This window comes from Aeromonas sp. s13 (assembly GCF_040907905.1).
GTDB classification, from domain to species: domain Bacteria; phylum Pseudomonadota; class Gammaproteobacteria; order Enterobacterales; family Aeromonadaceae; genus Aeromonas; species Aeromonas veronii.
In genome coordinates this window covers 64,214-90,614 of sequence record NZ_JBFOCS010000067.1, presented here as the reverse complement: position 1 = coordinate 90,614, position 26,401 = coordinate 64,214, and the positions used below count along the sequence as shown (strand labels likewise).

Genomic DNA, 26,401 nt, shown 5'->3' with positions numbered 1-26,401 from the left:
ACTCATTTGACTGTAGAAAATATCTGCAAATCCGATACAGCACGCCCGACTTCTGGTAGCATGGGGCCGTTTTGGCTTGGTTTGTCACGTTAGACATGTGGTTTACGTGTCAGGCCGTCTTCGCAAAGTGCTGTGGAGAACCAAAACATCACCTTTTTGAATCTCTTTTCCATCCCGCATGTGACCTTTGGTAGGGGTCACCACTGTATAAGGAAACACATAATGCCAATCATTACTCTGCCTGACGGCAGCCAACGTCAATTTGCCCACTCTGTTTCCGTCATGGATGTGGCTGCGGACATCGGTCCCGGTCTCGCCAAGGCGTGCATTGCCGGTCGGGTAAACGGTGAACTGGTGGATGCGTGCGAGCTGATCGAAGCCGATGCCTCGCTGGCCATCATCACCGCCAAAGACGAAGAAGGTCTGGACATCCTGCGCCACTCCTGCGCCCACTTGCTGGGTCATGCTATCAAGCAACTCTGGCCCCAGACCAAGATGGCCATCGGTCCTGTCATCGACAACGGCTTCTACTATGACGTTGATCTTGACCGTACCCTGACCGATGAAGATCTGGCTGCCCTGGAAGAGCGCATGCTGGCGCTGGTAGCCAAGGATTACGACGTCATCAAGAAGAAAGTCTCTTGGCAAGAAGCGCGCGATGTATTCGAGGCGCGCGGCGAGTCTTACAAAGTCGAAATCCTGGATCAGAACATTGCCCGTGATGACCAGCCTGGTCTCTATCATCACGAAGAGTACATCGACATGTGTCGCGGCCCGCACGTGCCCAACATGCGTCACTGCCACCACTTCAAGTTGCTGAAGATGTCCGGCGCCTACTGGCGTGGCGACTCCAACAACAAGATGCTGCAGCGTATCTACGGTACCGCCTGGGCTGACAAGAAGCAGCTCAAGGCCTATCTGCAGCGTCTGGAAGAGGCCGCCAAGCGCGACCACCGCAAGATCGGCAAGCAGCTCGACCTGTATCACATGCAGGAAGAAGCACCCGGTATGGTGTTCTGGCACAACGATGGCTGGACCATCTTCCGTGAGCTGGAAACCTTTATCCGCGGCAAGCTCAAAGAGTACGACTATCAGGAAGTGAAAGGTCCGTTCATGATGGATCGCGTCCTGTGGGAGCGTTCAGGTCACTGGGAGAAGTATGCCCAGGCCATGTTCACTACCCAGTCCGAAAACCGCGAGTACGCCATCAAGCCGATGAACTGCCCGGGTCACGTGCAGATCTTCAACCAGGGTCTGAAGTCCTACCGTGATCTGCCGCTGCGTATGGCCGAGTTTGGTTCCTGCCACCGCAACGAGCCGTCCGGTTCCCTGCACGGTCTGATGCGGGTGCGCGGTTTCACTCAGGATGACGCTCACATCTTCTGTACCGAAGAGCAGATCATGGAAGAGGTCTCCGGCTGTATTCGTATGGTCTATGACGTCTACGGTACCTTTGGCTTCGAGAACATCGTAGTCAAGCTCTCCACTCGTCCCGAGCAGCGTATCGGCTCCGACGAGATGTGGGATCGCGCCGAGAAAGCGCTGGCCGAAGCGCTGGAGCTCAACGGTCTGAAGTACGATCTGCAGCCGGGTGAAGGGGCATTCTACGGTCCCAAAATTGAATTTACCCTGCACGATTGCCTTGATCGTGCGTGGCAATGTGGTACCGTGCAGCTCGACTTTGCCCTGCCTGGTCGTCTGGGTGCCACTTATGTGGGCGAAAACAACGATCGCCATGTACCTGTGATGATCCACCGGGCCATCTTGGGGTCTATCGAGCGCTTCATCGGTATTCTGACTGAAGAGTACGCCGGTCTGTTCCCGACCTGGTTGGCACCGACTCAGGCTGTGGTCATGAATATCACGGATAATCAGGCCGATTATGCGGTGAAAGTAGCCAAAGCATTGAATGATGCGGGCCTTCGCGCAAAAGCGGACTTGAGAAATGAGAAGATTGGCTTTAAAATCCGCGAGCATACTTTGAAGCGAGTACCTTTCATGCTGGTCTGTGGCGATAAAGAAGTTGAAGCCGGTAAGATTGCAGTACGGACTCGTAAAGGGGCTGACCTGGGCACTTATCCTGTTGAAGAGTTCATCGCTCTGTTGACCCAGGAAGTTCAGACCCGCGGACAAAAGAAAGTGGAGGAATAAGCTATAAAAGGCGGAAAAAAACTGGGCAAGCAACCGCAAGCCCGCGCTCACCGGATCAATGAAGAGATCCGTCTGAAAGAAGTTCGTCTGACTGGTCTGGATGGTGAAGCCATTGGCATCACCTCCATTCAGGATGCTCTGAACTTGGCCGCAGAGGCCGGAGTTGATCTGGTAGAGATCAGTCCAAATGCTGAGCCGCCCGTTTGCCGGATCATGGATTACGGCAAATTCCTCTACGAAAAGAGCAAAACAACCAAAGAACAGAAGAAAAAGCAGAAAGTCGTCCAGGTTAAGGAAATCAAATTCCGTCCTGGCACTGACGAAGGCGACTATCAGGTAAAACTACGCAACCTGGTTCGCTTTCTGGAAGACGGGGACAAGGCTAAGGTCACCCTGCGCTTCCGTGGTCGTGAAATGGCCCACCAGGATCTTGGTATCAAGGTTCTGGAGCGCGTCAAGAACGATCTGGAAGAGTTGGCCGTAGTCGAGTCGTTCCCGAAAGTCGAAGGCCGTCAAGCTGTGATGGTCCTCGCACCTAAGAAGAAATCTTAAGGCCCACAAGAAATTGACTCATGGGGCTTGCCCCATGAGTTGGTTCGCCTTGCGATTTTGTTGTCACTCACAATGCGGAGTATGAAATGCCGAAGATGAAAACCAACCGGGGTGCTGCAAAGCGCTTCAAGAAGACTGGCTCGGGTCGCTTCAAGTGCAAGCACAACCACCTGCGTCACATCCTGACCAAGAAGAGCAGCAAGCGTAAGCGTCAGCTGGGACCGAAATTCATGGTTTCTGCTGCCGACCACAAACGTGTTGTCGCTTGTCTGCCGTACGCATAAGGGGGGATGTGAAAAATGCCAAGAGTTAAACGTGGTGTGACCGCTCGAGCTCGTCACAAGAAAGTAATGAAAGCCGCCAAAGGTTACTACGGCGCCCGTTCCCGTGTTTACCGCGTAGCGGTACAAGCGGTAACCAAAGCTGGTCAGTATGCCTACCGTGACCGTCGCCAGAAAAAGCGTCAGTTCCGTCAGCTGTGGATTGCGCGTATCAACGCTGCAGCCCGTCAGAACGGTCTGTCCTACAGCCGTCTGATCAACGGTCTGAAGAAGGCTTCTATCGAGATCGATCGCAAGATCCTGTCCGATATCGCCGTTCACGACAAAATGGCTTTCACCGCCCTGGTTGAAAAAGCTAAAGCAGCTCTGGTTTAATCCAGTTCTGTTATAAACGCTAAAAGGAGGCTCAGGCCTCCTTTTTTGTATCTATAACTCTCTGTTTTACATTACTTTTTCCTTTCTCCCGCCCATATTCTGTCCACTGTTTTACACGAGCTGCATATTTCTCCACACAAGGTGATATGTGCGAGATGACCTGTTCTACAAATAGTTTATATGCCAACAAACTAAATGTTTATTCTACTATTTCAGGAGTGGCGGTGAGTCGATGAGACTCGCTTGATATAACAAAATGATTTGTAGGGAGAAAAGCCCACCTTAACTATGGTCAGCGAAGGGGCTTTTTTTGTATTATTCCCCTCTTGACCTTATTTAGCCTAAAGGCTCCTGTACCGGGAGTGGTGACGAGGAAGACATGCAACAGCTTGAAGAAGTAGTCGGCCAAGCCAGAGCCGAAATTGAGGGCGTGAGCGATATCGCTACCCTCGACGAAATCCGGGTCAAATATCTGGGTAAAAAGGGCTTTTTTACCGAGCAGATGAAGGGCCTAGGTGCCTTGTCTGCCGAAGAGCGTCCCGCCGCGGGCGCCGTGATCAACCAGGCCAAACAGCAGGTTCAGGATGCGCTGAACGAGCGTCGTGAAGCGCTCGAAGTCGCCGTGCTGAACCAGAAGCTGGCTGCCGAGACCATCGATGTCAGCCTGCCGGGCCGCCGCATCGAGAATGGCGGTCTGCATCCGGTAACCCGCACCATAGAGCGCATCGAGCGCCTGTTTGGCGAGATGGGCTTCAAGGTTGCCCGTGGTCCCGAGATTGAAGATGGCTTTCACAACTTCGATGCGCTGAATATTCCGGCTCATCACCCGGCGCGTACCGATCACGATACCTTCTACTTCAATCCTGATCTGATGCTGCGTACCCACACCTCCGGTGTGCAGATCCGCACCATGGAGCATCAGCAGCCGCCGATCCGCATCATTGCACCGGGCCGCGTCTATCGTAACGACTACGACATGACCCACACCCCGATGTTCCATCAGGTTGAAGGCCTGCTGGTTGACGAGCATGCCAGCTTTACCGAGCTGAAGGGCATTCTGCACGACTTCCTGCGCAACTACTTCGAGGAAGACCTGACCATTCGCTTCCGTCCTTCCTATTTCCCGTTTACCGAGCCGAGCGCTGAAGTGGACGTGATGGGCAAGAACGGCAAGTGGCTGGAAGTGCTGGGCTGCGGCATGGTGCACCCGAACGTACTGCGTTCGGTCGGCATCGATCCGGAAAAATACTCGGGCTTTGCCTTCGGCATGGGCGTTGAGCGCCTGACCATGCTGCGTTACGGGGTCAACGACCTGCGTGCCTTCTTCGAAAACGACCTGCGCTTCCTCAAGCAGTTCAAGTAAGGGCGAGAGAACATGAAATTCAGTAAATCCTGGGTGATGGAGTGGGTCCGCACCGAGTTAAGTGACAATGCGCTGGCCGAACAGATCACCATGGCCGGTCTGGAAGTGGACGCCGTGGAAGCGGTGGCTGGCCAGTTCAACAATGTGGTGGTGGGTGAAGTGGTCGAGTGCGCCCAACATCCTGACGCCGACAAGCTGCGGGTGACCAAGGTCAACGTGGGTGAAGCCGAGCTGCTGGACATCGTCTGTGGCGCGCCAAACTGCCGTCAGGGCTTGAAAGTGTGTGTGGCCAAAGTAGGGGCGACCCTGCCGGGTGATTTCACCATCAAGAAAGCCAAACTGCGTGGTCAGCCGTCCCACGGCATGCTCTGCTCTTTCAGTGAGCTGGGTATCGACGTTGAAGCCGATGGCATCATCGAGCTGCCGGCCGATGCCCCCATTGGTACCGATATTCGTGACTACCTCAATCTGAACGACGTCTCCATCGACGTGGATCTGACTCCGAACCGTGCCGATTGCCTCGGTATCGCGGGTCTGGCTCGTGAAATTGGCGTGCTCAACAGCGTGGACGTGGTCGAGCCGACCTGGGCACCTGCTGTTGCCACCATTGAGGCAACTTTCCCGATCCGGGTTGAAGCAACCGCCGATTGCCCCCGTTATCTGGGGCGCGTCATCAAGGGGCTGAACCTGCAGGCCCAGAGCCCGCTCTGGATGCAAGAGAAGCTGCGTCGGGGCGGCATTCGCTCCATCGACGCCATCGTCGACATCACCAACTACCTGCTGCTGGAATACGGTCAGCCGATGCACGCCTTCGATCTGGCTACCCTGGAAGGGGAACTGGTGGTGCGTCGCGCCCACGCCGATGAGCCGATGACCCTGCTCGACGGCAACGAAGTGAAGCTCAAAGAGACCACCCTGGTGATTGCCGATGCCAAAGGCCCTGCCTGCATGGCCGGTATCTTCGGTGGCAACCGCACCGGTGTTTCCGAGACCACCACCGACATCCTGCTGGAGTGCGCCTTCTTCGCGCCGCTCTCCATCACTGGCCGTGCTCGTGCTTACGGTCTGCACACCGACTCCTCCCACCGCTTCGAGCGCGGGGTTGATCCCGAGCTGCAAGCCAAGGTGATGGACCGTGCAACTCGCCTGCTGCTGGACATCTGCGGCGGCGAAGCGGGTCCGGTCATCGAGGTCAAATCCGATGCCCATCTGCCGAAAGCGACACCCATCAAGCTGCGTCGCACCAAGCTCGACAAGGTGATCGGTATCAGCGTGGCTGACGCTCAAGTGGTCGAGATCCTGACTCGCCTTGGCATGCAGGTTACTGTGGATGCTGACGGTTGGACTGCGCTGGCACCCTCCTGGCGTTTCGATATCGCCATTGAGGAAGACCTCATCGAGGAAGTGGCCCGCATCTACGGCTACAACAACATCCCGAACCTGAAACCCGCCGCCTCTCTGGCGATGGTGGAGCAGGCAGAAGGGCAGGTGACCCTGAAGCGCGTGCGCGACCTGCTGGTTGACCGCGGTTTCCAGGAGGCGATCACCTACAGCTTCGTTGATCCCAAGACCCAGCAAACCCTGTTCCCGCAGAGCGATGCCATCGTGCTGCCGAACCCGATCTCGGTCGAGATGTCCGCCATGCGTGTCTCTCTGTTCCCGGGTCTGGTGCAGGCCGTCGTTTACAACCAGAACCGTCAGCAGCCGCGTGTGCGTCTGTTTGAACAGGGTCTGCGTTTCATCAAGGATGAAAGCGCCGAGAATGGCATCCGTCAGGAGCCGATGCTGGCCGGTATCATCACTGGCAACCAGAGCGACGAGCACTGGGACATCAAAACCCGCGCAGCCGACTTCTTTGATTTGAAAGGGGATCTGGAAGCGGTGCTGGATTTGACCGCCGAAGGGGCCACCTTTACCTTCGAGCGCACCGAGCACAGCGCCCTGCACCCGGGCCAGAGCGCAGCCATCCTGCGCAATGGCGAGATCATCGGCCACATCGGCGTGATCCACCCGAGCCTCGAGAAGAAGCTGGGCCTCAAGAGCCGCGCGGTGATGTTTGAGCTGGAGCTGGATAAGCTGACCCCGGCCAAGGTGCCTGTGGCTGCCGAAGTTTCCAAGTTCCCGGCGAACCGTCGCGACATTGCCGTCGTGGTCGATCGTCAGGTTCTGGCAGGTGATGTGCTTGCGGTAATTAAAAAAGTTGGCGGAAATCAGGTAGTTGGAATAAACTTGTTTGACGTATACCAGGGTGCTGGTATGGCAGAGGACAAGAAGAGCCTGGCCATCAGTCTTGTATTGCAAGACACCCAGCGCACCCTGGAGGAGAAAGAGATTGCCGAGACCGTAGACAATGTCGTGCGGGCCCTTGGTGAAGAGTTGAATGCATCCTTGAGGGATTGATCTATGGCGCTTACCAAAGCCGACATTGCAGAGCACCTGTTCACCCAGCTCGGGATGAGCAAGCGTGAAGCCAAAGATATGGTGGAAGCCTTCTTTGAGGAAATCCGACAGGCGCTTGAGCGTGGTGAACAAGTCAAGATTTCAGGCTTCGGTAACTTTGACCTTCGTGAGAAGAATCAGCGTCCCGGACGCAACCCCAAGACGGGCGAGGATATTCCTATCAGCGCCCGCCGCGTGGTGACCTTCCGGCCTGGCCAGAAGCTCAAGGCCAGGGTAGAAAATGTTGAACCCAACGAGTGATAAAAAGCCAGGCAGATGCCTGGCTTTTGTTTTCAGATGACCAAATTCCCCATTTTTCTTCTGGGTGCCGTGCTGGCACTGCCATTGCACGCCAAGCCTTTGCAGACCACAGTGCTGCCGTTGGCGCCGGCGGCCCAAGCTTATGTAAATTCACTGAGTCAGCTTTCGCTCTGCTATCCTGCGACGCTTCCTCCACCATACCTGATGGCCGAGGGGGGACTGCTCAAGGATCGTCTCGCCCGGTTGCAGGAGCTGTTCCCGGTTCCCCTCGTGCTCAAAGAGTTGCCCGATTGGCAGACATTGCGCAACGGGCTCGCAGAGGGTGACTGTGACATCATTCCCTATGTCGGAACCCGCAAGAAGGCCGTGGAGGGCATGCGGTTAAGTCGTCCGATGATGGAGACCGATGCCGCCATCCTCTACAAGGGTGAAAATCTCAAACAGGCCCGCTTTCTGGTCTACTCGGTGGCAGACTCTGCCCGCCTGCTGCACGAGCTTTATCCCCAGGCACGCATTATTTCCCTAAAAAGCGGAGAGAAGGTCTACGACGCGCTGCAAAGTGGCAAAGGTGATGCCTATCTGGGGGACTATCTGCAACTGCGCTATCTGATGCGCGAGTTTCCGGCTGATGGGTTGCGTCTGCGGCGCCTGTTTGGTGAGGATCGGATCATCAGCTATCGCCTGATGATGCGTGATCAGCCTGAGTTGGCCAATCTGGTGGACACCCTGATCCGTCATATGCCCGCCGGTACTATCTATACCGATCTGGCTCGCTATCTCGATCAGGGATCGCTCTACGTCAACCAGCCCCACTTCAGCGATACCGAGCAGGCCTGGTTATCCGGCCGCGGTCGCACCATTCGCCTGGTGGTCAATCCCGAGTTGATGCCCTATAGCGGCGTCAATGATCTGGGGGAGGCGAAAGGGTGGAGCGCGGATGTGCTGCGCTGGGTCACCCAGGAGACCGGCCTGAAATACAAGCTGGTGCCTGCCGCCAGCAAGGCGGAGGCCGTAGAAAAGCTGCGCCGTGGTGAGGCGGATATGATGGCCGGCTTGCCGGAATCCCCGGCATTGACGGATCAGTTCATTTTCAGCCGGACGATCTCCACCAACCGGTTTGCCTTGATCAGCAAGCGCAAGCTGGCTGCCGATCGCATTACCCAACTCAAGCGGCAGCGTATTCTGGTGCCGGAATCCCTCTACGATCCCTCCTTGCTCGCCCTGCTCGGTGATCAGGAGTGGGTTCGCACCGACGGCCTCGAGCAGGGGCTTGCCGCGATCAAACAGGGCAAGGCTGACGCCATGTTGAGCGAGCTTTATCAGCTGCAATATCCCCAGCGTACCAACTTGCTGGAAGGGCTCGATATCGAGGAGCTGGAAGATCGCTTCAGTCTTGGCTTTGCCATCAACAAGAGTCAGACCGAACTGGCCGGGGTGATGGATCGCAACCTGATGGCGCTGACCAGCACCCAGATTGACGAACTTAACCAGCGCTGGCGCCGCTTGCTCGTCGTGCAGCAGCCCGGCGTGAGCTACGCGGCCTGGTTTGGCTCCATTGCCATGGCACTGCTGATCAGCGGTATCGTCATCGGCGGGATCTGGCGCTCCCGCCAGCAACTGGCACGGGAAGTCGCCCAGCGTCACGCCGCCGAGAAGGCGCTGGCCATCGAGAGCGAGCTGCGGGAAACCATGTTTCAGGCGTTGCCGGTGCCCGTCTATCTGCGCAATAGCCAGGGCAAGGTGATCAAATCCAATAAACAGGGGCGACGTCTGGCCCTGCGCTATTCGCAGCAGTTGATGCTGCCGCCGGTACAGCCGCAAAAGAGCGAAGGGGAGCTGGTGCTGGGGGATCAGGTCTTCGCCTATGCCCAACATCCGCTGCGGCTGGACAAGCAAGCACCTGCCACCGATCTCATCGCCCTGTCGGATATCAGTGTGCTGCGTGAGCAGGCCCGTTTTCTGCGTCAGGCAGAGCGCCGCCTGCGCGCCCTGACCAATACCGTTCCCGGCGTGGTGCTGCAGTTTATGTTCGAGCGGGGACGGGTGGGGGGTATCGAGTTTATCAGCCGGGGCTGTTACGAGCTGCTGGGGCTGGCGAGCCAGCAGATCCGTCGTGAGCCCAAACGGGTACTCATTATGCTGGAGCGCGAGGATCGCCGTCGGGTAAGCCGTGAGATGTTCGCCATGTTGCAGGCTGGCAAACCCTTCGCGTTCACCATGCGCTATCACCATCCGACCAAGGGTGTGCGCTGGTTGCAGCTCTATGGCCGTGGCCGCAGTCAGCCGCAGGGGTGGCGGATCTATGCGGTGATGCAGGATGCCACTGCTAGGGTCGAGCAGGATCAGGCACTGCAGCACTCCCATGAGCAGGCGCAACAGGCAGTTCTGGCCAAGGGGCGCTTTCTGGCCGCCATCAGCCACGAGATCCGCACGCCTATGAACGCCATGCTCGGCTTGCTGGAGTGGCTGGCCAGTACTCCTTTGTCGAGAGAGCAAGACTCTGCGCTGGCACGGGTGCGTCAGGCGGGGGATGAGCTGCTCGGCCTGCTCAACGATGTGCTCGACTTTAGCCGCAACGAAAACAGCAAACTCTCCCTCTCGCCGCAACCCACCGATTTTGCCGAGTTGTGTGAGCACGTGGCGGCAGTGCACTGGACCAAGGCGCGGGCCAAGGGATTGCAACTGCGCCTTAAGTTGGACCCGGCTCTGCCAGCCCAGCAGACCCTCGACCCTCACCGGGTACGGCAAGTGCTCCACAACCTGCTCTCCAATGCCATCAAGTTCAGCCTGCGTGGGGAAGTGGTGCTGTGGGCCGAGGTGGTCGCATCGACCTTGCGCTTTGGTGTGGATGATCAGGGACCGGGGATCACCGCCAAGATGCGTACCACGCTCTTTATGCCGTTCGAGCAGTTTGCCGTTGAAGGGCAGTTGCGGGCGCCGGGCACCGGTCTTGGTCTGGCGATCTGCAAGCAGCTGATCGAGCAGATGGGTGGGCTTATCGATGTCGAGGGGCGCGCCGGTGGTGGTAGCCGCTTCTATTGCGAGTTGCCCCTCAAGCGGGTGCAGCAGGAGCCGGACTGGCAGCCCAATGTGCGGCAGCTGGCGCTCTCTTTACCGCACGGTGAGGCGCAAGCGCTGTCGCCCTGGCTCAGTCGATTGGGGATCGCCACCGTCAGCAACGCCGTTGATACGCTGCAAGCGGAGGTGGACGAGAAGGGGCTCTACTATTGGGCCTGGCAAGGGGAGTCCTGGGTGCCCGGGACCATCATCACCCTGCTGCAGCCACGGTTGACCCCGGATCAACCGGTCGCAGGCACCCAGCCAGGGCTTGGCATGCGGGTACTGCTGGTTGAAGATCACGATGTCAATCGCGAGCTGATCAGCCTGCAACTAGGCCAACTTGGTGCCAGCGTTATCACTGCCGCCAACGGGCAGCTGGCGCTGGAGATGCTGGCGCAGCAGAAGGTGGATTTTGTGCTGACCGATCTGCAGATGCCGGTGATGAACGGGGCCGAGCTGTGCAGGCAATTGCGCCAATCCGCCCGTTGGGCCCGTCTGCCGGTCTATGTGATCACCGCAGATCTCAGTGATCAGGCGGCAAGGGAGCTGCAATCCTGCGGTTGCGATGGCCATCTGGACAAGCCGGTCGCCCTCAAGGAGCTGGCGACCTTGCTGCGCCATATTGCCAAAGAGGGGAGCAATGCTGTCGCCCCGACACCGGTTGCCTCGCTGCTGACCGATGAACTGGCCGCCCTTTATCTGAAGGCTACCCGTGATGATTTGGCCGAACTTGAGCGCTGCAGCACAGAAGAAGATGATGTTGGCGTGAATGCTGCTTTACACAAGTTGAAGGGGGCCGCCAGAATGGTAGGGGCGACTGCGTTGGTGGCGGTCATTGAAGAGTGGCAACAGGCGCCCCATCCGATGCTGCAAGCCAGATTGAACCGGGCACTGGATGAGTTCAGCCAGCAGTTTTCAAAGAGGGCTCAAGATGATCATCACTGATGAAGAATTACTGGCGTTGCTCGATTCGGAAGAGCATGAGGCGGCAGGATTTTGCCCCATTGTGCTCTATGCCCTCGACAGCACCGCCCATGAGTTGGCCAGCACCATGATATTGCCCTCCTATGTCACGCTGCACCGTACCCGACCGGATGCCTGCTGGCAGTGGGAAGGGTTGTTTGCGGCAGGTGCCATTGCCCTTTACGACCCCGCCGCTCATCAGCAGGCGGACTATTTCCCCCAGTTGCAACAGCATGAGGGAATTTACGCTATCGGCGAGGATTGGCTGGGGGGGCTTGCCGCCAGTTACCGTAACTGGTGCAACTGGCTGGCCGCTAACAAGGTGCTGCTGCTCGAGGATCACCCGTTTCAGGGGATGCAACTGCAACAGACCATCGCCGGACTGGGGCTCTCCTGTCAGTGGGTACAGGATGAATCGGCCTGTCTTGCGGCATTGTCGGCGGGCGACATCAGCCTGCTGGTGTGCGATCTCAGTCTGGTGGAGCAAGATGCCATCAGTCTGCTGATGAACCAGCCCCAGTTGCAGGAGGCCGGGCTGCCCATCGTGCTGCTTTCGGCCCATGAGCAGACGCTGATCGACGGTGCCCGCCGCCTGCTGCACGATGCCGGTTTCAATATTCTGGCGGCGCTGGCCAAGCCGCTTGATTGTGACGAGCTGCTCAGGTTGCTGCGTCGACTCTATCTGGGCCCGCTGCGTCAGCAGCGCTTGAGCGGCCAGCGCCGCTCCATCCGCCGTTGGCAGGGGGAGGTGCAGGGTCAGCTTGGGCTGCTCTCCAGTCCCGCGACCCCTCATCCGGTCTGGCTGGCGGTGACGGGTTTGCCCAGCCGCTGGGAGGCGCTCAAGGAGTGGCTGTCTGAGCAGTCGCGCACCCCAGCCGAACTGACCCTGCTGATCCACCGTCGTGACCATCTGCTCGGCAATGCCGATCGCTTCGCGCTGGTGTTGCAAGCCAGTCTGGCGGGGAGCAAGCTTGCGCTGCTGCTCGATAACAGCCAGCATCTGCCATTCGATCTGCTGGAACGTTTGCCGCTGCAAGCCTTGCTGCTGGGGCAGGGGATCTTGCCGGAGATGGAGTCCTTGACCGGTGACTCCCTGCTGGGACGCTTTATGGCCCGGGTTCGAGAGCTGGGGATCGCCGTCTATCTGGATGATCCTTACAACCTGCTCGATGTCGAGGTGTGGCGAGAGCGCGGTATGACGGGGCGCTGGTAAGCCATGCCGCGCTACCTCTGCTGGCCCATGCACCGGGAGCGCCTTGGCAAAGGGCTGGATGGCTGGCCCCATCCGGTCTCCCGGGCCGCGCTGCCACTGGCGATGGAGGTATCCGGGGTGCCTTGCCTGCTGCGCGAGCTGCATGGTGTGGCGCCTGCCCGCATGCTGGCCGCTTACGATGCATTGAGTGAAGAGAGCATCTATCTGCGCTTTATGCGTCCGAAACGGACACCGCCACCGGAACAGGTGGCCCAATTTCTCAATTACCATCCCGAACAACAGATCTCGCTGTTGCTGACCGATCTGGCCGGTGAGCCGCTGGCTCAGGCGCAATCAATCCGTCGCCGCCTTCATCCCGATCGGGCGGAGTTCTCCTGCATCGTAGCGGACCACTTTCAGCACAAGGGGGCGGGGCGGCGCATTCTGCTGGCGCTGGCACTGCTGGCCAGGGCGGACGGGATCCGGGAGTGGACGGCGGAAGTGCTGGCCCAGAACCGGCCCATGCTGACCCTGCTCAAGCGTCTTGGCTTGCCGCTGACCCTGGTAACCGGGCGGGAGATGGTCTTTGTCAGGCTGGATCTGTCGGTACTGGATGCCTGGTTGCCCGCACCGCCAGCGGCGCCGCTTAAGACCAAGGGCGAATAGTGACACTTTTTTCCCTGTGCTAAGGTCACATTTATTGTGCGGGGATAGACGGAGCAGCTTATGGCGCAGTCATATAAACATATCGTGATCCTGACCGGCGCGGGGATCTCTGCCGAATCCGGCATCAAGACTTTTCGTGCCTGCGACGGTTTGTGGGAAGAGCACAAGGTCGAGGATGTGGCGACCCCCGAGGGGTATGCCCGGGATCCCGAACTGGTGCTGCGCTTTTACAACTCCCGCCGCAAACAGCTGCAACAGCCCCAGGTTCACCCCAATCCGGCCCACTATGCGCTGGCCCGCCTCGAGCGGCTGCTGCCCGGCACGGTCACCCTGGTCACCCAGAACATCGACAATCTGCATGAGAGCGCGGGCAGCAAGAACCTTATCCATATGCACGGCGAGCTGCTCAAGGCCCGCTGCCCCGAGTCCGGTCAGGTGATCGAGTGGCGCGGCGATCTCCATCAGGACGAGCTCTGCTCCTGCTGCCAGTTCCCCCAGCCGATGCGCCCCCATGTGGTCTGGTTTGGCGAAATGCCGCTCGGGCTGGATCGCATCTACAGCGCGCTTGCCCAGTGTGATCTCTTTATCTCCATCGGCACCTCTGGCGCTGTCTATCCGGCCGCCGGGTTTGTGCATGAAGCGGGCCTCAACGGGGCGCACACCATCGAGCTCAATCTCGAGCCGAGCGAGGTGGGTAGCCAGTTTGACGAGAAACGTTATGGCCCAGCCTCCCTGCTGGTACCCGCCTATGTCGATGAGTTGCTGGAGGCGTGCGGCATTCATCAACCGAGGCAAGTCGAGGGGCACAACTGGATGGAGATGCGCGGTCCCTGAGCTACTGTGCGACGGGACAGTTGCAATGGTTCGGTGAAATCGCCACACTGGCAACCATTTAAAAAATGGGACGCAGTTGGCGCAATTTACCATGACCGCAGTAAAGCAATGGATCGCTTTTTTTCTCCTGATGCTGGCCAGTGCCAGTGCATCGGCCTCCATCCCCCTGATGACCCTGGTACTGCCAGATGGCCAGCAGGTGACCCTCGATGAGGCGGCTCTCTCCGCCTTGCCACAGACCGAATTCACCACCACTACCCCCTGGACTCAGGGCGCCCACCACTATCGCGGGCCGACCCTGTCAGCCGTGCTGGCGGCGCAAGGGATCCCGGATGCTCGCAAGATCGCCGTCTCGGCCCTCAACGGCTATCAGCAGGTGGTGGATCTGGCCCTGTTCGACGGTGTGCCGCTAACTCTTGTGCGTCAGGAGGACGGCAAACTGCTGACCCGGCGTAACAAGGGGCCGCTCTGGCTGCTCATCCCGTTCACCACCTATCCCAAGCTGGACGTCCCTGCCATTCACAACTGCATGGTGTGGCAGGTGACCCGTATCGAGATCGTCGATTGATGGGGCTATCCCGCCAAAATCTGCTGTTGGTTGCTGTATCGCTGCTGTTTCTGCTCTCGTCCGGCAGCAGTCTCTATCTGCAGTATCGGCAGGAGCAGCTCGTCGATACTTTCTACCGCAATGTCCACTGGAACATCAGTCAGGTAATGCTCGAATCCCAGCGTTTCCTCTACGACCTGCAGCTCTATCGGGCTGGCAGACTGTCGATGGAGACCCTGAGCCTCGATTACGATCTGCTGTGGAACCGGCTCGATATCTTCCTCATCAGCAGTGAAACCGCCGAGATGCGCCAGCGGCACGGGCTCGGCAAAGTGCTGGCCACCCTGTTCGAGCAGATCAAGCAGCTCGAACCCCAGATGGAGGTCGGTGCGCTGCGCGAGGGGGCTGAGCTTGCCCGCTTGCAGGAGGCGATCGCCAGCCAGACCCGTCTCATCGAACAGATAGGGGATCAGATCCTCTCCGGCCAGGAGCGGGAGCATTCGGTCAGCCAAATCCGCAACAGCCTGTTCTGGCTGCAGATCTGGCAACTGATCCTGTTACTGACCGGTGGCGCTCTGGTCGCTGCCCTCATTCGCGCCAATCTGGCGAACCGTCGGCTTGCCCTGCTCGATCCCCTGACCCAGCTGGGCAACCGCCGTGCCCTGCAGGAGCAGCTCTCTCGCGCTCTGCATGCTGGCGAGGTGAGCGCTTTGGTGGTGCTCGATCTCAAGCGCTTCAAGCAGGTCAATGATCTGCTGGGTTATCAGGTCGGTGATCGGCTGTTGCAGATGGTGGCCAACAAGCTGCTGCAGGTCCATGGCAGCCACGCTTACCGGCTCGGCGGAGATGAATTTGCCGTGGTGCTGACCAAGGCGGATGATGCGCTGGAAACCGCCATTCATGAGCTGGTGGATCTGCTCCATTTCGAGTTCGTGACCCGGGAGTGCAGCTTCGATCTGGCCTGTCGGCTCGGGGTTGCCAAGGCGCAGCAACAGGATGCCGCCCGGTTGCTGGATCAGGCCATCCTGGCCCTTAACCAGGCCAAGCGTAGCCAGGAGGGGGCGATCAGCTGGTTTGAGCCTGCCATGTTGCAGCAGTTGCAGTTGAGTCAGCAGCAGCTTCATCAGCTGCGAGAGTGGTTGGCGGGGCGCGAGCCAGCACCGCTGCGAGTGGCATTGCAGCCGCTGACGGACGGGCAGGGCAACGAGATGTGGCAATTGGCGCTTGAGTGGCGTGAGCAGGGAGTCCCATGCCATATGCGCTGGCTGCAGGAGTGCGGCGTACTGGGGCCCGTGTTGGCCCGTGTGCTGCAAACGCACGAGGCGCAGTATGCCGATGGTCGGACACTGCTGGTCCCGCTCGACAATCAGGCCCAGCTGACCCATCTACTGGCCTATTTGCCGGAGGCTTCCTGCACGCCGCTAGTGTTGCTGGTACCGACGCTACAGCCGGATGGTGCCCTGCTAGCGGGATTGCGGCAGCAGGGTTGCACTCTGGCGCTCAGAGAGATTGGCAGCACCACCGCGGCGCAGTTGGCCGCCGGCTGGCCTGTCCGCTACTGGTTGCCGCAGGGTGATGAAGATGGCGAGTTGTTGCAACCTCTGGCCAGACGATTGGGGCTGGAGCCACTGCAAGTGCTGGCAGTCAGGGAGACCCGGTCGCTGGCCTGAGGGCAAAAAGCGGTATTGCACCGACAAGAGACAGAATGAAACAAGGCGACCTCGGGGTCGCCTTGTTCTTTTGTTGCCCCTGAAAATCAGGGGCGAGGGGCGCAAGATTGTCTGATCACCAGGTCCGGGTCGACGGTGATCAGGTGGTTCTCCACCGCTTCGCCGTTGATCCGCGCCAACAGGCGGGTGACGGCGAGGCGCCCCAGCTCCTCTTTGGGCTGGTTGACGGTGGTGAGCGGCGGCGACATAAATTCTGCCAGTGCCACATTGTCATAGCCAACGATGGAGATATCCCGCGGGATCACCAGCCCCGCCTGATGGGCGGCACTGATGGCACCCATCGCCATCATATCGTTGCAGACAAAGAGGGCGGTGGGGCGCTCGGGCAATGCCAACAGACGGGTCATCGCCTGATGGCCGCTGGCGCAGTCAAAATCACCCTCCTGGATCCACTCTTGATTGATCGTGAGACCCGCCTCCTGCAACGCCTGCTCGAAGCCAGCTTGGCGCTGGTTGGCGGGGGCTCGGCTGTGGGGGCCTGTGATGCAACCGATGGCGGTGTGGCCCAGCTCAATCAGATGGCGGGTCGCCAGATAACCGCCATGGAAGGAGTTGTCGGCGATAAGATCCACATCCTCGCTGACCAGCCCCCAATCCATCACCACCACCGGCAGGCTCTTGAGCCAGTCGAGCTGGTTGAACACCTCTTGTTGGCCTGCGCTACACATGATCAGCAGGCCATCGACCCGCTTGCGCAGCATCATCTTGAGGTAGGAGAGGGCGGTTTCTGCCTGCCCTTCGGTGTTGCCCAGCATCAGGTTATAGCCCTGCTCGAAGCAGTAACGTTCCACCCCGCGCACCACTTCGGCAAAGAAGGGGTTGCTGGAGGTGGTGACCAGCATGCCGATACTGTTGGTCTCCTTCACCTTAAGGCTGCGGGCCACCAGACTCGGGGCATAGTTGAGATCACGCATGGCCGCAAAGACCCGTTCGCGGGTCTCCTCGGCCACGAAACGGGTCTCGTTGATGACATGGGAGACGGTGGTGGTGGAGACCCCCGCCAGCGCCGCCACCTCCTTGATATTGGCCATCAGTTCCCCTGCGCAGTCTGCTCAAGCAGGAAGGCGTCGACCTCCTGCTTGCTCGGGATGGAGCTCTGGGCACCGAATCGGGTGACGGAGAGTGCCGCCGCCCCGTGGGCAAAGCGCACCGCGCTGTGGAAATCGGCACCCGCCAGTTCCGCCGCCAGCAGGGCGCCGTTGAAGGTATCGCCTGCGGCTGTGGTATCCACCGCCTTGACCCGAAAGCCCGGTATCAGCTGTTGCTGCTGGGCGTTGCTGCAATAGACCCCCTGCGACCCCAGGGTGATCATCACGTCCGCAATACCCATCTGGTGGAAGCGGGCGGCCGCCTCGCGGGCACTCGCTTCATCGGTGACTTTGACGCCGGTCAACAGCTCGGCCTCGGTCTGGTTGGGGGTGATAAGGTCGACCAGAGCCAGCAGTTCGCTTGAGAGCGGACGGGCAGGGGCGGGGTTAAGCACCACCCGGGTGCCATGGGCGCGAGCCAGGCGTGCAGCCTCATGGACGCTCTCCAGCGGCACTTCCAGTTGCAACAGCAGGGTGTGGGCGTCGGCGATCATCGCTTCGTGGTTTTTCACCACGGCAGGGGTGATGGCCCCGTTGGCTTCGGCGGAGATACCGATGCTGTTCTCCCCCTCATCGCTCACATAGATGATGGCGATACCGGTCGGGAGCTTGGGATCGAGTTCGACGGCGCTGACGTCGATGCCATCTTTGGCAAAGCCGCTCTTCATCTGGTGACCGATGGCGTCATCACCGATGCGGGCGATAAAGGAGACGGGGGCACCGAGACGGGCGGCCGCAACCGCCTGATTGGCCCCCTTGCCACCGGGCACCACCTGATAGCTGTGACCGGTCAGGGTTTCACCCGGGCGAGGAAAGTGGGGTACGCGCAGCACATGGTCTGCATTGACACTGCCCAGAACGACGAGACGATTCATGTTGACTACTCCTGATGCATCTTGGCTTGAACACTGTGATGGAGTGAGCTCAAGCCGGGAGGCACCTGAACGAAAGGGAAAAGGGGAGGCGAGCCTCCCCCTTGTGATTTATTTGCTGACCACTTGCAGCGGTACCGGAATGGATTTCTCTACCGGTTGACCTTTCAGCACCTTGTCGGCAGTCTCGACGCCGATGGCACCGATCAGGGCAGGCTGCTGGGCCACGGTGGCGGCCAGTTTACCCTTGGCTACGGCGGCTTTGCCATCGTCAGTGCCGTCGAAACCGACGATCATTACCTCTTTGCCGGCAGCTTGTACCGCGCGGATGGCACCCAGCGCCATCTCGTCGTTCTGGGCGAACACAGCCTGTACGGTCGGATGGGCGGCCAGCAGGTTTTCCATGACGTTCAGACCCTTGGTACGGTCAAAGTCGGCAGGCTGGGAAGCCAGCACCTGCAGCTTGTTGGCCGCCACGGCTAGGGCAAAACCTTCGCCACGGTCGCGGGCGGCGGAGGTACCGGCAATCCCTTCCAGCTGAATGACCTTGGCGCCGGTACCCAGTTTTTCGGTGATGAAGTCACCGGCCAGCTTGCCGCCCGCCACGTTGTCGGAGGCAATGTGGGCCTTGACCTCCCCCTGCGCGGCGCCGCGGTCCAGGGTCAGTACCGGGATGCTGGCGCGGTTGGCCAGACGAATGGCGTTGCCAACCGCTTCGGAGTCGGTGGGGTTGATCAGGATGGCGCCGACCTTGCGTACGGTGAGATCTTCCATGTTGGAGAGCTCTTTGGCCGGGTCATTCTGGGAGTCCAGTACCACCAGCTCGTAACCAAGCTCTTTGGCTTTGGCTTCAGCACCCTCTTTCATAGTGACAAAGAAGGGGTTGTTGAGGGTGGAGACCACCATGGCCAGGGTTTGATCGGCGGCCTGGGCGGTGCCCAGCACGGACATGATGGCGGCAGCGAGCAGGGTATTGAGCTTTTTCATCATTTCATTCCTTGTGTGTGGCATGTCGTACGTTATTAACGATTGCTTTTGTTATCGATCATCACGGCAAGCAAGATCACGCTGGCCTTGGCGATCATCTGGTAATAGGACGATACATCGAGCAGGTTGAGGGCGTTGTTCAGGAAGCCGATGATCAGGGCACCGATCAGGGTCCCCATGATGCGGCCCTTGCCGCCCATCAGGCTGGTACCACCCAGCACCACCGCAGCGATGGCATCCAGCTCATAACCCATGCCCGCAGTGGGCTGGGCAGAGGAGAGGCGAGAGGTAACAATAAGCCCTGCCAGTGCCGAGAGTGCGCCGCACAGACCATACACCGCCAGCTTCACCCGAGCCACATTGATACCTGAGAGGCGGGTCGCAGATTCGTTACCGCCCAGGGCGTAGATGTAGCGACCGAGACGGGTGTGGTTGAGCATGAACCAGGCGAGCAGGAAGACGATGGCCATCAGCCAGATGGGCACTGGCAGACCGAACAGGTAACCGGTACCGAGCCAGGCAAAGTGATCGGCGCCGTCACTGAAACCGGTGGAGATGGGGCGGCCCTCGGTATAGACCATGGTGATACCGCGCAGGGCGGTCATGGTGACCAGGGTGGCGATAAATGCCTGCACCTTGCCCTTGGCAATGATGAGGCCGCTGACACCACCCAGCAGGGCACCGGCACCCAGAGTGAGGGGCACCACCAGCCAGATCGGCAGCTCCATGGCGACCATGGTGGCAGCCAGCGCACCGCACAGGGCCAGTACCGAGCCGACCGACAGATCGATACCGGCGGTAAGGATAACCAGCGTCATGCCGACCGCCATGATGGCGTTGACCGAGGTCTGGCGTAGGATGTTGAGCAGGTTGTCGGCGGTGAAGAAGTTGGGGCTCAGAAAGGAGACCACACCAATCAGGACCAGCAGCGCGACCAGGGATTTGTTCTCGATCCACCACGCCTTGCTCATGACGCCACGGCGGGAAAGGGTTTGGGTTGTCATTGGGATGCCTCTTGCTCTGCTTGCCACTGTTTACCGACTGCCGCCGCCATCAGCTTCTCCTGATTGGCATCGCGGGTGTTGAACTCTGCGCTGATGCGCCCTTCGTGCATCACCATGATGCGATCACTCATGCCGAGCACTTCCGGCATCTCGGAGGAGACCAGAATGATGCTCATCCCCTCCTTCTTGAACTGGTTGATCAGCTGATAAATTTCCTTCTTCGCCCCCACGTCGACGCCGCGGGTCGGCTCGTCGAGGATCAGCACCTTGGGCCGGGTCAACAGCCCCTTGGCGATGGCCACCTTCTGCTGGTTGCCGCCGGAGAGCAGCTTTATCAGCTGATCCTGACTCGGGGTCTTGATGTTGAACAGGCGCACATAGTCGCTCACCGCCTGCCGTTCGGCCTTGCCGTCGATCTTGCCGTTGCTGATGAACTCGTCGAGAGCGCACAGACTCATGTTTTCGCGCACCGACAGCTCCAGCACCAGCCCATCCCCCTTGCGATCTTCAGAGATATAGGCGATGCCTGCGGCCAACCCGTCGGCCGGGCTTTTGGGCACCAGAGCATGGCCGTCAACTTGCACTTCACCGGCGCTGATGGGGCTGGCGCCGTAGATCAGCTTCATCAGCTCGGTACGGCCGGAGCCCATCAGGCCGCTAAAGCCCAGAATTTCCCCCTGACGCAGGGAGAAGCTCACCCCGCGCACGCCGGGACCAGCCAGATCCTTCACCTGCAGGCTGACGGGGCCAAGCTCGCGCTCAAGGCGCGGATACTGCTCTTCCAGACGGCGACCCACCATCATCTCGATGATCTTGTCTTCATCCAGATCGCTCACCGCCTTCTCACCAATCCACTTGCCATCGCGCAGCACAGTGACCCGATCGCAGATCTCGAAGATCTCTTTGAGGCGGTGGGAGATATAGACGATGCCGCAACCCTGCTCACGCAGCTCGCGGATCACCTTGAACAGCTGCTCGGTCTCGGTATCGGTCAGCGCATCGGTGGGTTCGTCCATGATGATGACGCTGGCATCGAACGACAGTGCCTTGGCAATCTCCACCATCTGCTGTTCGCCGATGGAGAGATCCCCGAGTCGGGTATCCGGCCCATGTTTGACGCCAAGTCGTGCCAGCAGGCCGCTTGCCCGCTCGCGCAGCTGTTTGTGGTCGATGCTGCCAAAACGGGTGCGCGGTTCGCGCCCGAGGAAGATGTTGGCGGCAATCGACAACTCCGGCAGCAGGTTCAGCTCCTGGTGGATGATGCTGATCCCCTGATCCTGAGAATCGCGCGGCCCCTTGAAGTGGACCGACTGACCGCGGTAGCTGACACTGCCCGCATCGGCCTGATAGATGCCGGTCAGCACCTTCATCAGGGTGGATTTGCCGGCGCCATTTTCACCGAGCAGGGCCATCACCTGGCCCGGATAGACCCGCAGACCCGCTTCGTCGAGGGCGCGCACACCGGGGAAGGTCTTGACGATCCCGGTCAGCTCCAGAATGGGTGAGAGGGGGGAGGTTGTGCTCATTTGCAGCTTCCTTGAAGAGGCCTTCTTTGAAGAATGTCAGAACGCCACACCGGCGCAGAGGATCAGGTTGGCGTAGGGAGTCACCTCGCCGCTGCGCACGATCGCCTTGCTCTGGCGGGAACGGGTTTTGAACTCCTCATGCAGGCAGTATTCGATGGCGATGGGCTTGCCCTGGGCGGCTGCGTGGGCTTCAAGCTGATCGACCAGCGCCTGATGGGCGGCGGGACTGATCTGCTTGATCTCGCTTGCCATGATCACCTTCTCCACCACCAGATCGGTGAGCAGGGCGGTCAGTACGGTTTCAAGGCTGGGGGTGCTCGCCATCAGCGCCAGATCGATCCGCTCCGGACCTGCCGGAATGGGCAAGCCTGCATCGCAGACGGTGATCTCGTCGGTGTGGCCCATCTGTGCCACCAGAGCACTCAGGGGAGCATTGAGCAGTACGCCTCGTTTCATACAGCACCTCATCAGGCCTTGGCCCGTCAATCTGTGAACCGCTAGGCAACCGGTTACGCAACCGGTTGCGTCATGGCGCAAAGATAGGCTTTTTACTAAGGAAGGGCCACGGCAAAACCACGGAAATGTGAAAACGATCTCAAAGGCGGGAGAAGAAGTGCAGGGGAGGAGGCAGGAAGGGTGTCAGCAGAGCCCTGGCACCCTTGTTATGTATCGAGCTATTGATTTTATGGTTAGTCGGCCAGTGCCTTGGCGACCGCCGGACGGCTCAGCATTCGGCGATAATGATCGGCAACCTTGGGGAATTCACTGATCTCGACCCCATCGCTTTTCAGCCAGCCCGCGACCACGAACAGATAGATATCCGCCACGCTGAACTGCTCGCCCAGCACCCAGGGGCCTGCCAGATAGTGCTGCTCAATCTGGGCAAAACCATCGCGCATATTGCTGGCGACTTTCTGCTGCATGGCGGCAATGGCCTGCTCGTCATCGGCCCAGCGGCTGCCACGGCGACCGTGGGCGTGGGAGACATGCACGGTGGAGGCGAGGAAGCTGTTGACCTCCTGCATGCGGGCCAGCAGGAACGGGTTGTCCAGCGGCGCCAGCTTGGCATCGGGGAAGCGCTGTGCCACATAGAGCAGCAGGGCCGGGGTCTCGGTCAGGGTGCCCTGCTCGGTGACAAGGGCAGGCACCCGCCCTTTGGGGTTGATGGCGAGGTATTCGGGCGAACGCTGCTCACCGGCAGCCAGATTGAGCTGGCGGGCAGTAAACGGGGCGCCGGTTTCCAGCAGTGCGATTTGGACCGCCACGGCGCAGGAGCCGGGGGCGAAGAAGAGGGTCAGATCGGACATGAATACTCCTGATTGGCTCAGGCCACCCGCGATATCGGCGAAAGATTGCTTCGCACAGCACCACGGGCAGTCATGAAAAAAGAGAGGGGCAACGCTTGCCCCCATAACCAATCTACACCCCTAAGGGGTGATGAAAAAGTGCAGAATTAATCGACTTTGGCCGCCTTATCGTTTGCCGATACTATTTTCTCGCTATTGCACGATGGGGCCGTAACATATCACCAGTGATAACTGGTCATGACAATGCACCGCTAAAGTTAGCTATTGTTTTCTCTAGATGGCGTTTTTGCTTTCAAATTTTTAGCTGCTTCTTTAAGAACGTAATTTTGAAGAAGGTTTTCAACAATATCTATCACTTGATTGACCTCTGCCACTTTTGCCTTATGCGCCCTATGAGCCGCCGCATGACCTGCATTTAGTGCGGCTTCTAAATACTCTTTATTTGGTTTGCTGATCAACCCACGTTCTTCAAGCGTACTTAACTTTTTTGCGAATCCACCAATATCACCTAACTGTTCATTCATATATATGTCAACTAAGGCTCTGGCCCCCATTAGCGCAAGTCTACGGCTATCTGCATGTAAAGCTGAATAGACTTCTTGGAGAAGCTCATCCATTTCACCTGGGAGTTCTTCGTACCATCTTGGTAACTGTCTAGACACTTGTGGTGGATAATATTCAACCTCAGTACTATCCCATTCCGAGAAATTAAACTCCCTTTTCAGGGATACGTTTTCACACCCGCAACACTCTAGCATTGTGTATGTTGTACACCAACTGACCTCATACTGATCGTAAGGATCATGTGGGTCAGCTTGTGCACTTCCACTATTTTTCCTTTCAGCCACAACAAAATGCTTTGTTTCGTGCAGGCACTTGTTGCAATGCGCTTTCGCGATTTTCATTGATTCATTCATCAAAAATATACCTTTATGGGACTACCACCGAGCTTACAGGAAAATGAGGAGCGTATTCCTGTGCAGTTACATGTTACGTTTTTTTCGCAATCTAGCTGAGTGCTTGGCTTTAGCAATTTTAATTTCTTTGTTCCACTTTTCAGCTTGTACAGTAGCATTTTCATATAATTTATGATTAGAGCCTATACGCTCAAAAAAAGTGAGAAGGCCTAGAGATGGTGACATTTCTGCTTTTTCAATAAAATAAACTATTCTGCCAACCTCAACTAATACAAAGATCGATACTGATAAAAACGAGATCTGAAGCCATATAGACTGCCATATTTCAAACTCGCCTTTTATTATGTCAGATAATGAATAGAGCATAGTTATGATAAAACCAAAAATACATAAAACCATTAAAAATATGAACTTGGTGTTAATTGGCATGCCTGCGATCTTGTATCTGGATACTTTGATTAACTTTAACATCCCTAAAATAATGAAAGATGCTCCAAATGTACCGATATCGATGGAGGTGTCAGAGTAATTAATTCCAGATAGGTAGAAAAGAGAAATTGTAAATGCCGCTAAAAGAACGCCATTAATTAGATCTAACGAAATAGATTTGTAGTAGGCGGCGACTTGCTTCGAGTTCTTCCCAGCTATTGTGAACCATAGGTCATACGAAAGTATGAAAGGGTAAACCCAGAATGGTACTAAATAGAAAATTTTATACGTTAGTAACCAGATATTATCCTGTTGAGTAAAAATACCCCAAAGAAATCCGATCGTAAGAATTGTGTATAGTGTAAATCGTTCCATATATCCCTTAAAACACAACAGAGATTGGATGGATAGCGGTTATAGCCTACCATATAACTCTGTTTTATACCCGTGGCTGACTATTAAATCACTTTAAAATCATGTTATTACTAACAGGGCTTGATTGTCTAGACGTATTCGAGTGACCTATTTGTTGCCGTGACAAACGTCACAGCAACACAGCGGCAATCCATAAATCTTGCTATTCACTGAGGTACCCCATGTCGCTCTGTGTAAAATATTATTGCGCTGAGAAACGGGGCTAGTGGTTAAAAAGAGAAGGGGGCAAATATTGCCCCCTTTATCCATTAAGCCCGTCAGAGGGCCGATTAACCGCCGACTTAACCGGCTTTGGCCACCATGGCTTTAAGCTGCAGGAAGTACTGCTCGTAGAGGCGGGAGGCATCACCCACATCAGACTGGAACTCGCCCTTGCGCTTGATCTCGTCGCTCGGGAAGACCATGGGGTTGTTGCGAAACGCCGGGGTGAGCAGGGGAATGGCATCCTTGACTGGGGTGGGGTAGCCAATCGCCTCGGCCACCTTGGCGGCCACATCGGGGCGCATCAGGAAGTTGATCAGGGCATGGGCCTCTTTCACATGCTTGGCCCTGGCCGGGATGGCGAGGTTGTCCATCCAGAGCACGGCGCCTTCTTCGGGGTAGGTCATCTGGATGGAGGGGTATTCGCGCTGGGCGCCGTAGGCCGAGCCGTTCCACAGCATGCCGATATTGACCTCACCGGCGATAAAGGGGTCGGCCGGGTTGTCGGAGTTGAACGCCTTGACGTTGGGCATCAGCTTTTTCAGGTATTCGAATGCTTCGGCAATTTGCGCCTTGTCTCGGGTGTTGGGGCTGTAGCCCAGCTGCACCAGCGCGATATGGAACACCTCGCGGGCATCGTCCATCAGCAGCAGGCTCTCTTTCCACTCCGGTGCCCAGAGCTGCTTCCAGCTGGTGACCGGCTGTTCGATGATATCGGTGTTGGTGCCGATCCCGGTTGCGCCCCAGATATAGGGGATGGAGTAGCGGTTGTCCGGGTCGTACTCGTGGTTGAGCAGGGTAGGGTCGAGATGCTTGAAGTTGGGCAGCTGGGCGCGATCCAGCGGCTGCAGCATCCCCTCTTTGGCCATTTTCGAGATGAAGTAGGTGCTGGGCACCACCACGTCATAGCCGTCGCCATGGGTTTTCAGCTTGGCGTAGAGGGTCTCGTTGGATTCGTAGGTGGAGTAGATCACCTTGATACCGGTCTCTTGCTGGAACTGCTCCAGCAGGCCATCCGGCACATATTCCGACCAGTTGTAGAAGTAGACCACCTTGTCGTCGGCCGCGTGAGCGCTCTGGCTCAGCAGCGGGGTGGTGAGGGTGAGGGCGGCTGCCAGCAGGGCGCTGGCCTTGTGTTGGATTGTCATCAACAACTCCTTGGGGTTATGGGGCCTTGCGGCCTACCGTGACAGAGTTCGCCAAAGATGGCGGGGACGAAAC

General features: G+C 58.1%; 23 protein-coding genes. 13 read left to right on the top strand and 10 right to left on the bottom strand.

Features of this window, described 5'->3' with window-relative positions; translation table 11 throughout:
• Window positions 1-222: 222 nt before the first annotated feature.
• From thrS to AB5Y82_RS13185, 13 genes are all read left to right on the top strand, one after another.
• Complete coding sequence (gene thrS / locus AB5Y82_RS13245) at window positions 223-2,151, top strand: threonine--tRNA ligase (RefSeq protein ID WP_064336042.1); 1,929 nt, start codon at window positions 223-225, stop codon at window positions 2,149-2,151.
• A gap of 21 nt (window positions 2,152-2,172) precedes the next feature.
• Entirely contained in the window at window positions 2,173-2,703 is a 531-nt protein-coding gene (gene infC, locus AB5Y82_RS13240) for a translation initiation factor IF-3 (protein ID WP_196783562.1), read from the top strand.
• 86 nt (window positions 2,704-2,789) lie between these two features.
• Window positions 2,790-2,987, top strand: coding sequence for a 50S ribosomal protein L35 (rpmI, locus tag AB5Y82_RS13235; protein WP_005336688.1), 198 nt, complete (start codon window positions 2,790-2,792; stop codon window positions 2,985-2,987).
• A gap of 15 nt (window positions 2,988-3,002) precedes the next feature.
• Window positions 3,003-3,359 (top strand): 50S ribosomal protein L20, encoded by a 357-nt coding sequence (gene rplT / locus AB5Y82_RS13230; protein WP_005336687.1) that lies wholly within the window; start codon window positions 3,003-3,005, stop codon window positions 3,357-3,359.
• A gap of 379 nt (window positions 3,360-3,738) precedes the next feature.
• Window positions 3,739-4,722 carry a phenylalanine--tRNA ligase subunit alpha gene (gene pheS, locus AB5Y82_RS13225; protein WP_005336686.1) on the top strand — a complete coding sequence of 328 codons (984 nt, stop codon included), beginning with the start codon at window positions 3,739-3,741 and terminating at the stop codon, window positions 4,720-4,722.
• Window positions 4,723-4,734: 12 nt separating this feature from the next.
• Window positions 4,735-7,122 carry a phenylalanine--tRNA ligase subunit beta gene (gene pheT, locus AB5Y82_RS13220; RefSeq protein ID WP_274161701.1) on the top strand — a complete coding sequence of 796 codons (2,388 nt, stop codon included), beginning with the start codon at window positions 4,735-4,737 and terminating at the stop codon, window positions 7,120-7,122.
• A 3-nt stretch (window positions 7,123-7,125) separates the two neighbouring features.
• Complete coding sequence (ihfA, locus tag AB5Y82_RS13215; RefSeq protein ID WP_005300715.1) at window positions 7,126-7,422, top strand: integration host factor subunit alpha; 297 nt, start codon at window positions 7,126-7,128, stop codon at window positions 7,420-7,422.
• A gap of 15 nt (window positions 7,423-7,437) precedes the next feature.
• Window positions 7,438-11,427, top strand: coding sequence for a transporter substrate-binding domain-containing protein (locus AB5Y82_RS13210; RefSeq protein ID WP_368174070.1), 3,990 nt, complete (start codon window positions 7,438-7,440; stop codon window positions 11,425-11,427).
• A complete protein-coding gene (locus AB5Y82_RS13205; RefSeq protein WP_111900905.1) occupies window positions 11,414-12,658 on the top strand; it encodes a response regulator in 1,245 nt (414 codons plus the stop codon). The genes AB5Y82_RS13210 and AB5Y82_RS13205 overlap by 14 nt, the downstream gene beginning before the upstream one ends.
• 3 nt (window positions 12,659-12,661) lie before the next feature.
• The gene (locus AB5Y82_RS13200) at window positions 12,662-13,303 is read left to right on the top strand and encodes a GNAT family N-acetyltransferase (protein ID WP_064336045.1); all 642 of its coding nucleotides are present in this window, start codon (window positions 12,662-12,664) and stop codon (window positions 13,301-13,303) included.
• Between the two features lie 60 nt (window positions 13,304-13,363).
• Complete coding sequence (gene cobB / locus AB5Y82_RS13195) at window positions 13,364-14,137, top strand: Sir2 family NAD+-dependent deacetylase (RefSeq protein WP_005351956.1); 774 nt, start codon at window positions 13,364-13,366, stop codon at window positions 14,135-14,137.
• Between the two features lie 91 nt (window positions 14,138-14,228).
• Window positions 14,229-14,705, top strand: a complete 477-nt coding sequence (locus AB5Y82_RS13190; RefSeq protein WP_111900945.1) for a hypothetical protein — start codon at window positions 14,229-14,231, stop codon at window positions 14,703-14,705.
• Window positions 14,705-16,354 (top strand): diguanylate cyclase, encoded by a 1,650-nt coding sequence (locus AB5Y82_RS13185; RefSeq protein ID WP_162632576.1) that lies wholly within the window; start codon window positions 14,705-14,707, stop codon window positions 16,352-16,354. Before AB5Y82_RS13190 ends, AB5Y82_RS13185 begins: the two co-directional genes overlap by 1 nt.
• 86 nt (window positions 16,355-16,440) lie before the next feature.
• On the opposite strand, the gene AB5Y82_RS13180 is transcribed toward AB5Y82_RS13185, so the two are convergent.
• The 10 genes from AB5Y82_RS13180 to AB5Y82_RS13135 all read right to left on the bottom strand — a co-directional run bounded on the left by AB5Y82_RS13180 (window position 16,441) and on the right by AB5Y82_RS13135 (window position 26,328).
• Complete coding sequence (locus AB5Y82_RS13180) at window positions 16,441-17,445, bottom strand: substrate-binding domain-containing protein (RefSeq protein WP_111900903.1); 1,005 nt, start codon at window positions 17,443-17,445, stop codon at window positions 16,441-16,443.
• Window positions 17,445-18,377, bottom strand: coding sequence for a ribokinase (rbsK, locus tag AB5Y82_RS13175; protein WP_368174069.1), 933 nt, complete (start codon window positions 18,375-18,377; stop codon window positions 17,445-17,447). Before rbsK ends, AB5Y82_RS13180 begins: the two co-directional genes overlap by 1 nt.
• A gap of 108 nt (window positions 18,378-18,485) precedes the next feature.
• The gene (gene rbsB / locus AB5Y82_RS13170; protein ID WP_005360585.1) at window positions 18,486-19,361 is read right to left on the bottom strand and encodes a ribose ABC transporter substrate-binding protein RbsB; all 876 of its coding nucleotides are present in this window, start codon (window positions 19,359-19,361) and stop codon (window positions 18,486-18,488) included.
• A gap of 35 nt (window positions 19,362-19,396) precedes the next feature.
• The gene (rbsC, locus tag AB5Y82_RS13165) at window positions 19,397-20,365 is read right to left on the bottom strand and encodes a ribose ABC transporter permease (RefSeq protein ID WP_338454740.1); all 969 of its coding nucleotides are present in this window, start codon (window positions 20,363-20,365) and stop codon (window positions 19,397-19,399) included.
• On the bottom strand, window positions 20,362-21,891 hold the full coding sequence (gene rbsA, locus AB5Y82_RS13160) for a ribose ABC transporter ATP-binding protein RbsA (protein ID WP_075114653.1): 1,530 nt from the start codon (window positions 21,889-21,891) through the stop codon (window positions 20,362-20,364). The genes rbsC and rbsA overlap by 4 nt, the downstream gene beginning before the upstream one ends.
• A 36-nt stretch (window positions 21,892-21,927) precedes the next feature.
• Entirely contained in the window at window positions 21,928-22,347 is a 420-nt protein-coding gene (gene rbsD / locus AB5Y82_RS13155) for a D-ribose pyranase (RefSeq protein ID WP_368174068.1), read from the bottom strand.
• A gap of 233 nt (window positions 22,348-22,580) precedes the next feature.
• On the bottom strand, window positions 22,581-23,198 hold the full coding sequence (locus tag AB5Y82_RS13150) for a glutathione S-transferase family protein (protein WP_368174067.1): 618 nt from the start codon (window positions 23,196-23,198) through the stop codon (window positions 22,581-22,583).
• Window positions 23,199-23,455: 257 nt separating this feature from the next.
• Window positions 23,456-24,115 (bottom strand): DUF4145 domain-containing protein, encoded by a 660-nt coding sequence (locus tag AB5Y82_RS13145; RefSeq protein ID WP_201912883.1) that lies wholly within the window; start codon window positions 24,113-24,115, stop codon window positions 23,456-23,458.
• A 66-nt stretch (window positions 24,116-24,181) separates the two neighbouring features.
• Window positions 24,182-24,544 carry a hypothetical protein gene (locus AB5Y82_RS13140; protein ID WP_236341550.1) on the bottom strand — a complete coding sequence of 121 codons (363 nt, stop codon included), beginning with the start codon at window positions 24,542-24,544 and terminating at the stop codon, window positions 24,182-24,184.
• Window positions 24,545-25,260: 716 nt separating this feature from the next.
• On the bottom strand, window positions 25,261-26,328 hold the full coding sequence (locus tag AB5Y82_RS13135) for an extracellular solute-binding protein (protein ID WP_368174066.1): 1,068 nt from the start codon (window positions 26,326-26,328) through the stop codon (window positions 25,261-25,263).
• Window positions 26,329-26,401 lie beyond the last annotated feature (73 nt).

Coding starts and splice junctions, on each gene's coding strand:
- thrS (WP_064336042.1), top strand. CDS start 223: ATGCCAATCATTACTCTGCCTGACGGCAGCCAACGTCAATTTGCCCAC.
- rpmI (WP_005336688.1), top strand. CDS start 2,790: ATGCCGAAGATGAAAACCAACCGGGGTGCTGCAAAGCGCTTCAAGAAG.
- rplT (WP_005336687.1), top strand. CDS start 3,003: ATGCCAAGAGTTAAACGTGGTGTGACCGCTCGAGCTCGTCACAAGAAA.
- pheS (WP_005336686.1), top strand. CDS start 3,739: ATGCAACAGCTTGAAGAAGTAGTCGGCCAAGCCAGAGCCGAAATTGAG.
- pheT (WP_274161701.1), top strand. CDS start 4,735: ATGAAATTCAGTAAATCCTGGGTGATGGAGTGGGTCCGCACCGAGTTA.
- ihfA (WP_005300715.1), top strand. CDS start 7,126: ATGGCGCTTACCAAAGCCGACATTGCAGAGCACCTGTTCACCCAGCTC.
- AB5Y82_RS13210 (WP_368174070.1), top strand. CDS start 7,438: ATGCCTGGCTTTTGTTTTCAGATGACCAAATTCCCCATTTTTCTTCTG.
- AB5Y82_RS13205 (WP_111900905.1), top strand. CDS start 11,414: ATGATCATCACTGATGAAGAATTACTGGCGTTGCTCGATTCGGAAGAG.
- AB5Y82_RS13200 (WP_064336045.1), top strand. CDS start 12,662: ATGCCGCGCTACCTCTGCTGGCCCATGCACCGGGAGCGCCTTGGCAAA.
- cobB (WP_005351956.1), top strand. CDS start 13,364: ATGGCGCAGTCATATAAACATATCGTGATCCTGACCGGCGCGGGGATC.
- AB5Y82_RS13190 (WP_111900945.1), top strand. CDS start 14,229: ATGACCGCAGTAAAGCAATGGATCGCTTTTTTTCTCCTGATGCTGGCC.
- AB5Y82_RS13185 (WP_162632576.1), top strand. CDS start 14,705: ATGGGGCTATCCCGCCAAAATCTGCTGTTGGTTGCTGTATCGCTGCTG.
- AB5Y82_RS13180 (WP_111900903.1), bottom strand. CDS start 17,445: ATGGCCAATATCAAGGAGGTGGCGGCGCTGGCGGGGGTCTCCACCACC.
- rbsK (WP_368174069.1), bottom strand. CDS start 18,377: ATGAATCGTCTCGTCGTTCTGGGCAGTGTCAATGCAGACCATGTGCTG.
- rbsB (WP_005360585.1), bottom strand. CDS start 19,361: ATGAAAAAGCTCAATACCCTGCTCGCTGCCGCCATCATGTCCGTGCTG.
- rbsC (WP_338454740.1), bottom strand. CDS start 20,365: ATGACAACCCAAACCCTTTCCCGCCGTGGCGTCATGAGCAAGGCGTGG.
- rbsA (WP_075114653.1), bottom strand. CDS start 21,891: ATGAGCACAACCTCCCCCCTCTCACCCATTCTGGAGCTGACCGGGATC.
- rbsD (WP_368174068.1), bottom strand. CDS start 22,347: ATGAAACGAGGCGTACTGCTCAATGCTCCCCTGAGTGCTCTGGTGGCA.
- AB5Y82_RS13150 (WP_368174067.1), bottom strand. CDS start 23,198: ATGTCCGATCTGACCCTCTTCTTCGCCCCCGGCTCCTGCGCCGTGGCG.
- AB5Y82_RS13145 (WP_201912883.1), bottom strand. CDS start 24,115: ATGAATGAATCAATGAAAATCGCGAAAGCGCATTGCAACAAGTGCCTG.
- AB5Y82_RS13140 (WP_236341550.1), bottom strand. CDS start 24,544: ATGCCAATTAACACCAAGTTCATATTTTTAATGGTTTTATGTATTTTT.
- AB5Y82_RS13135 (WP_368174066.1), bottom strand. CDS start 26,328: ATGACAATCCAACACAAGGCCAGCGCCCTGCTGGCAGCCGCCCTCACC.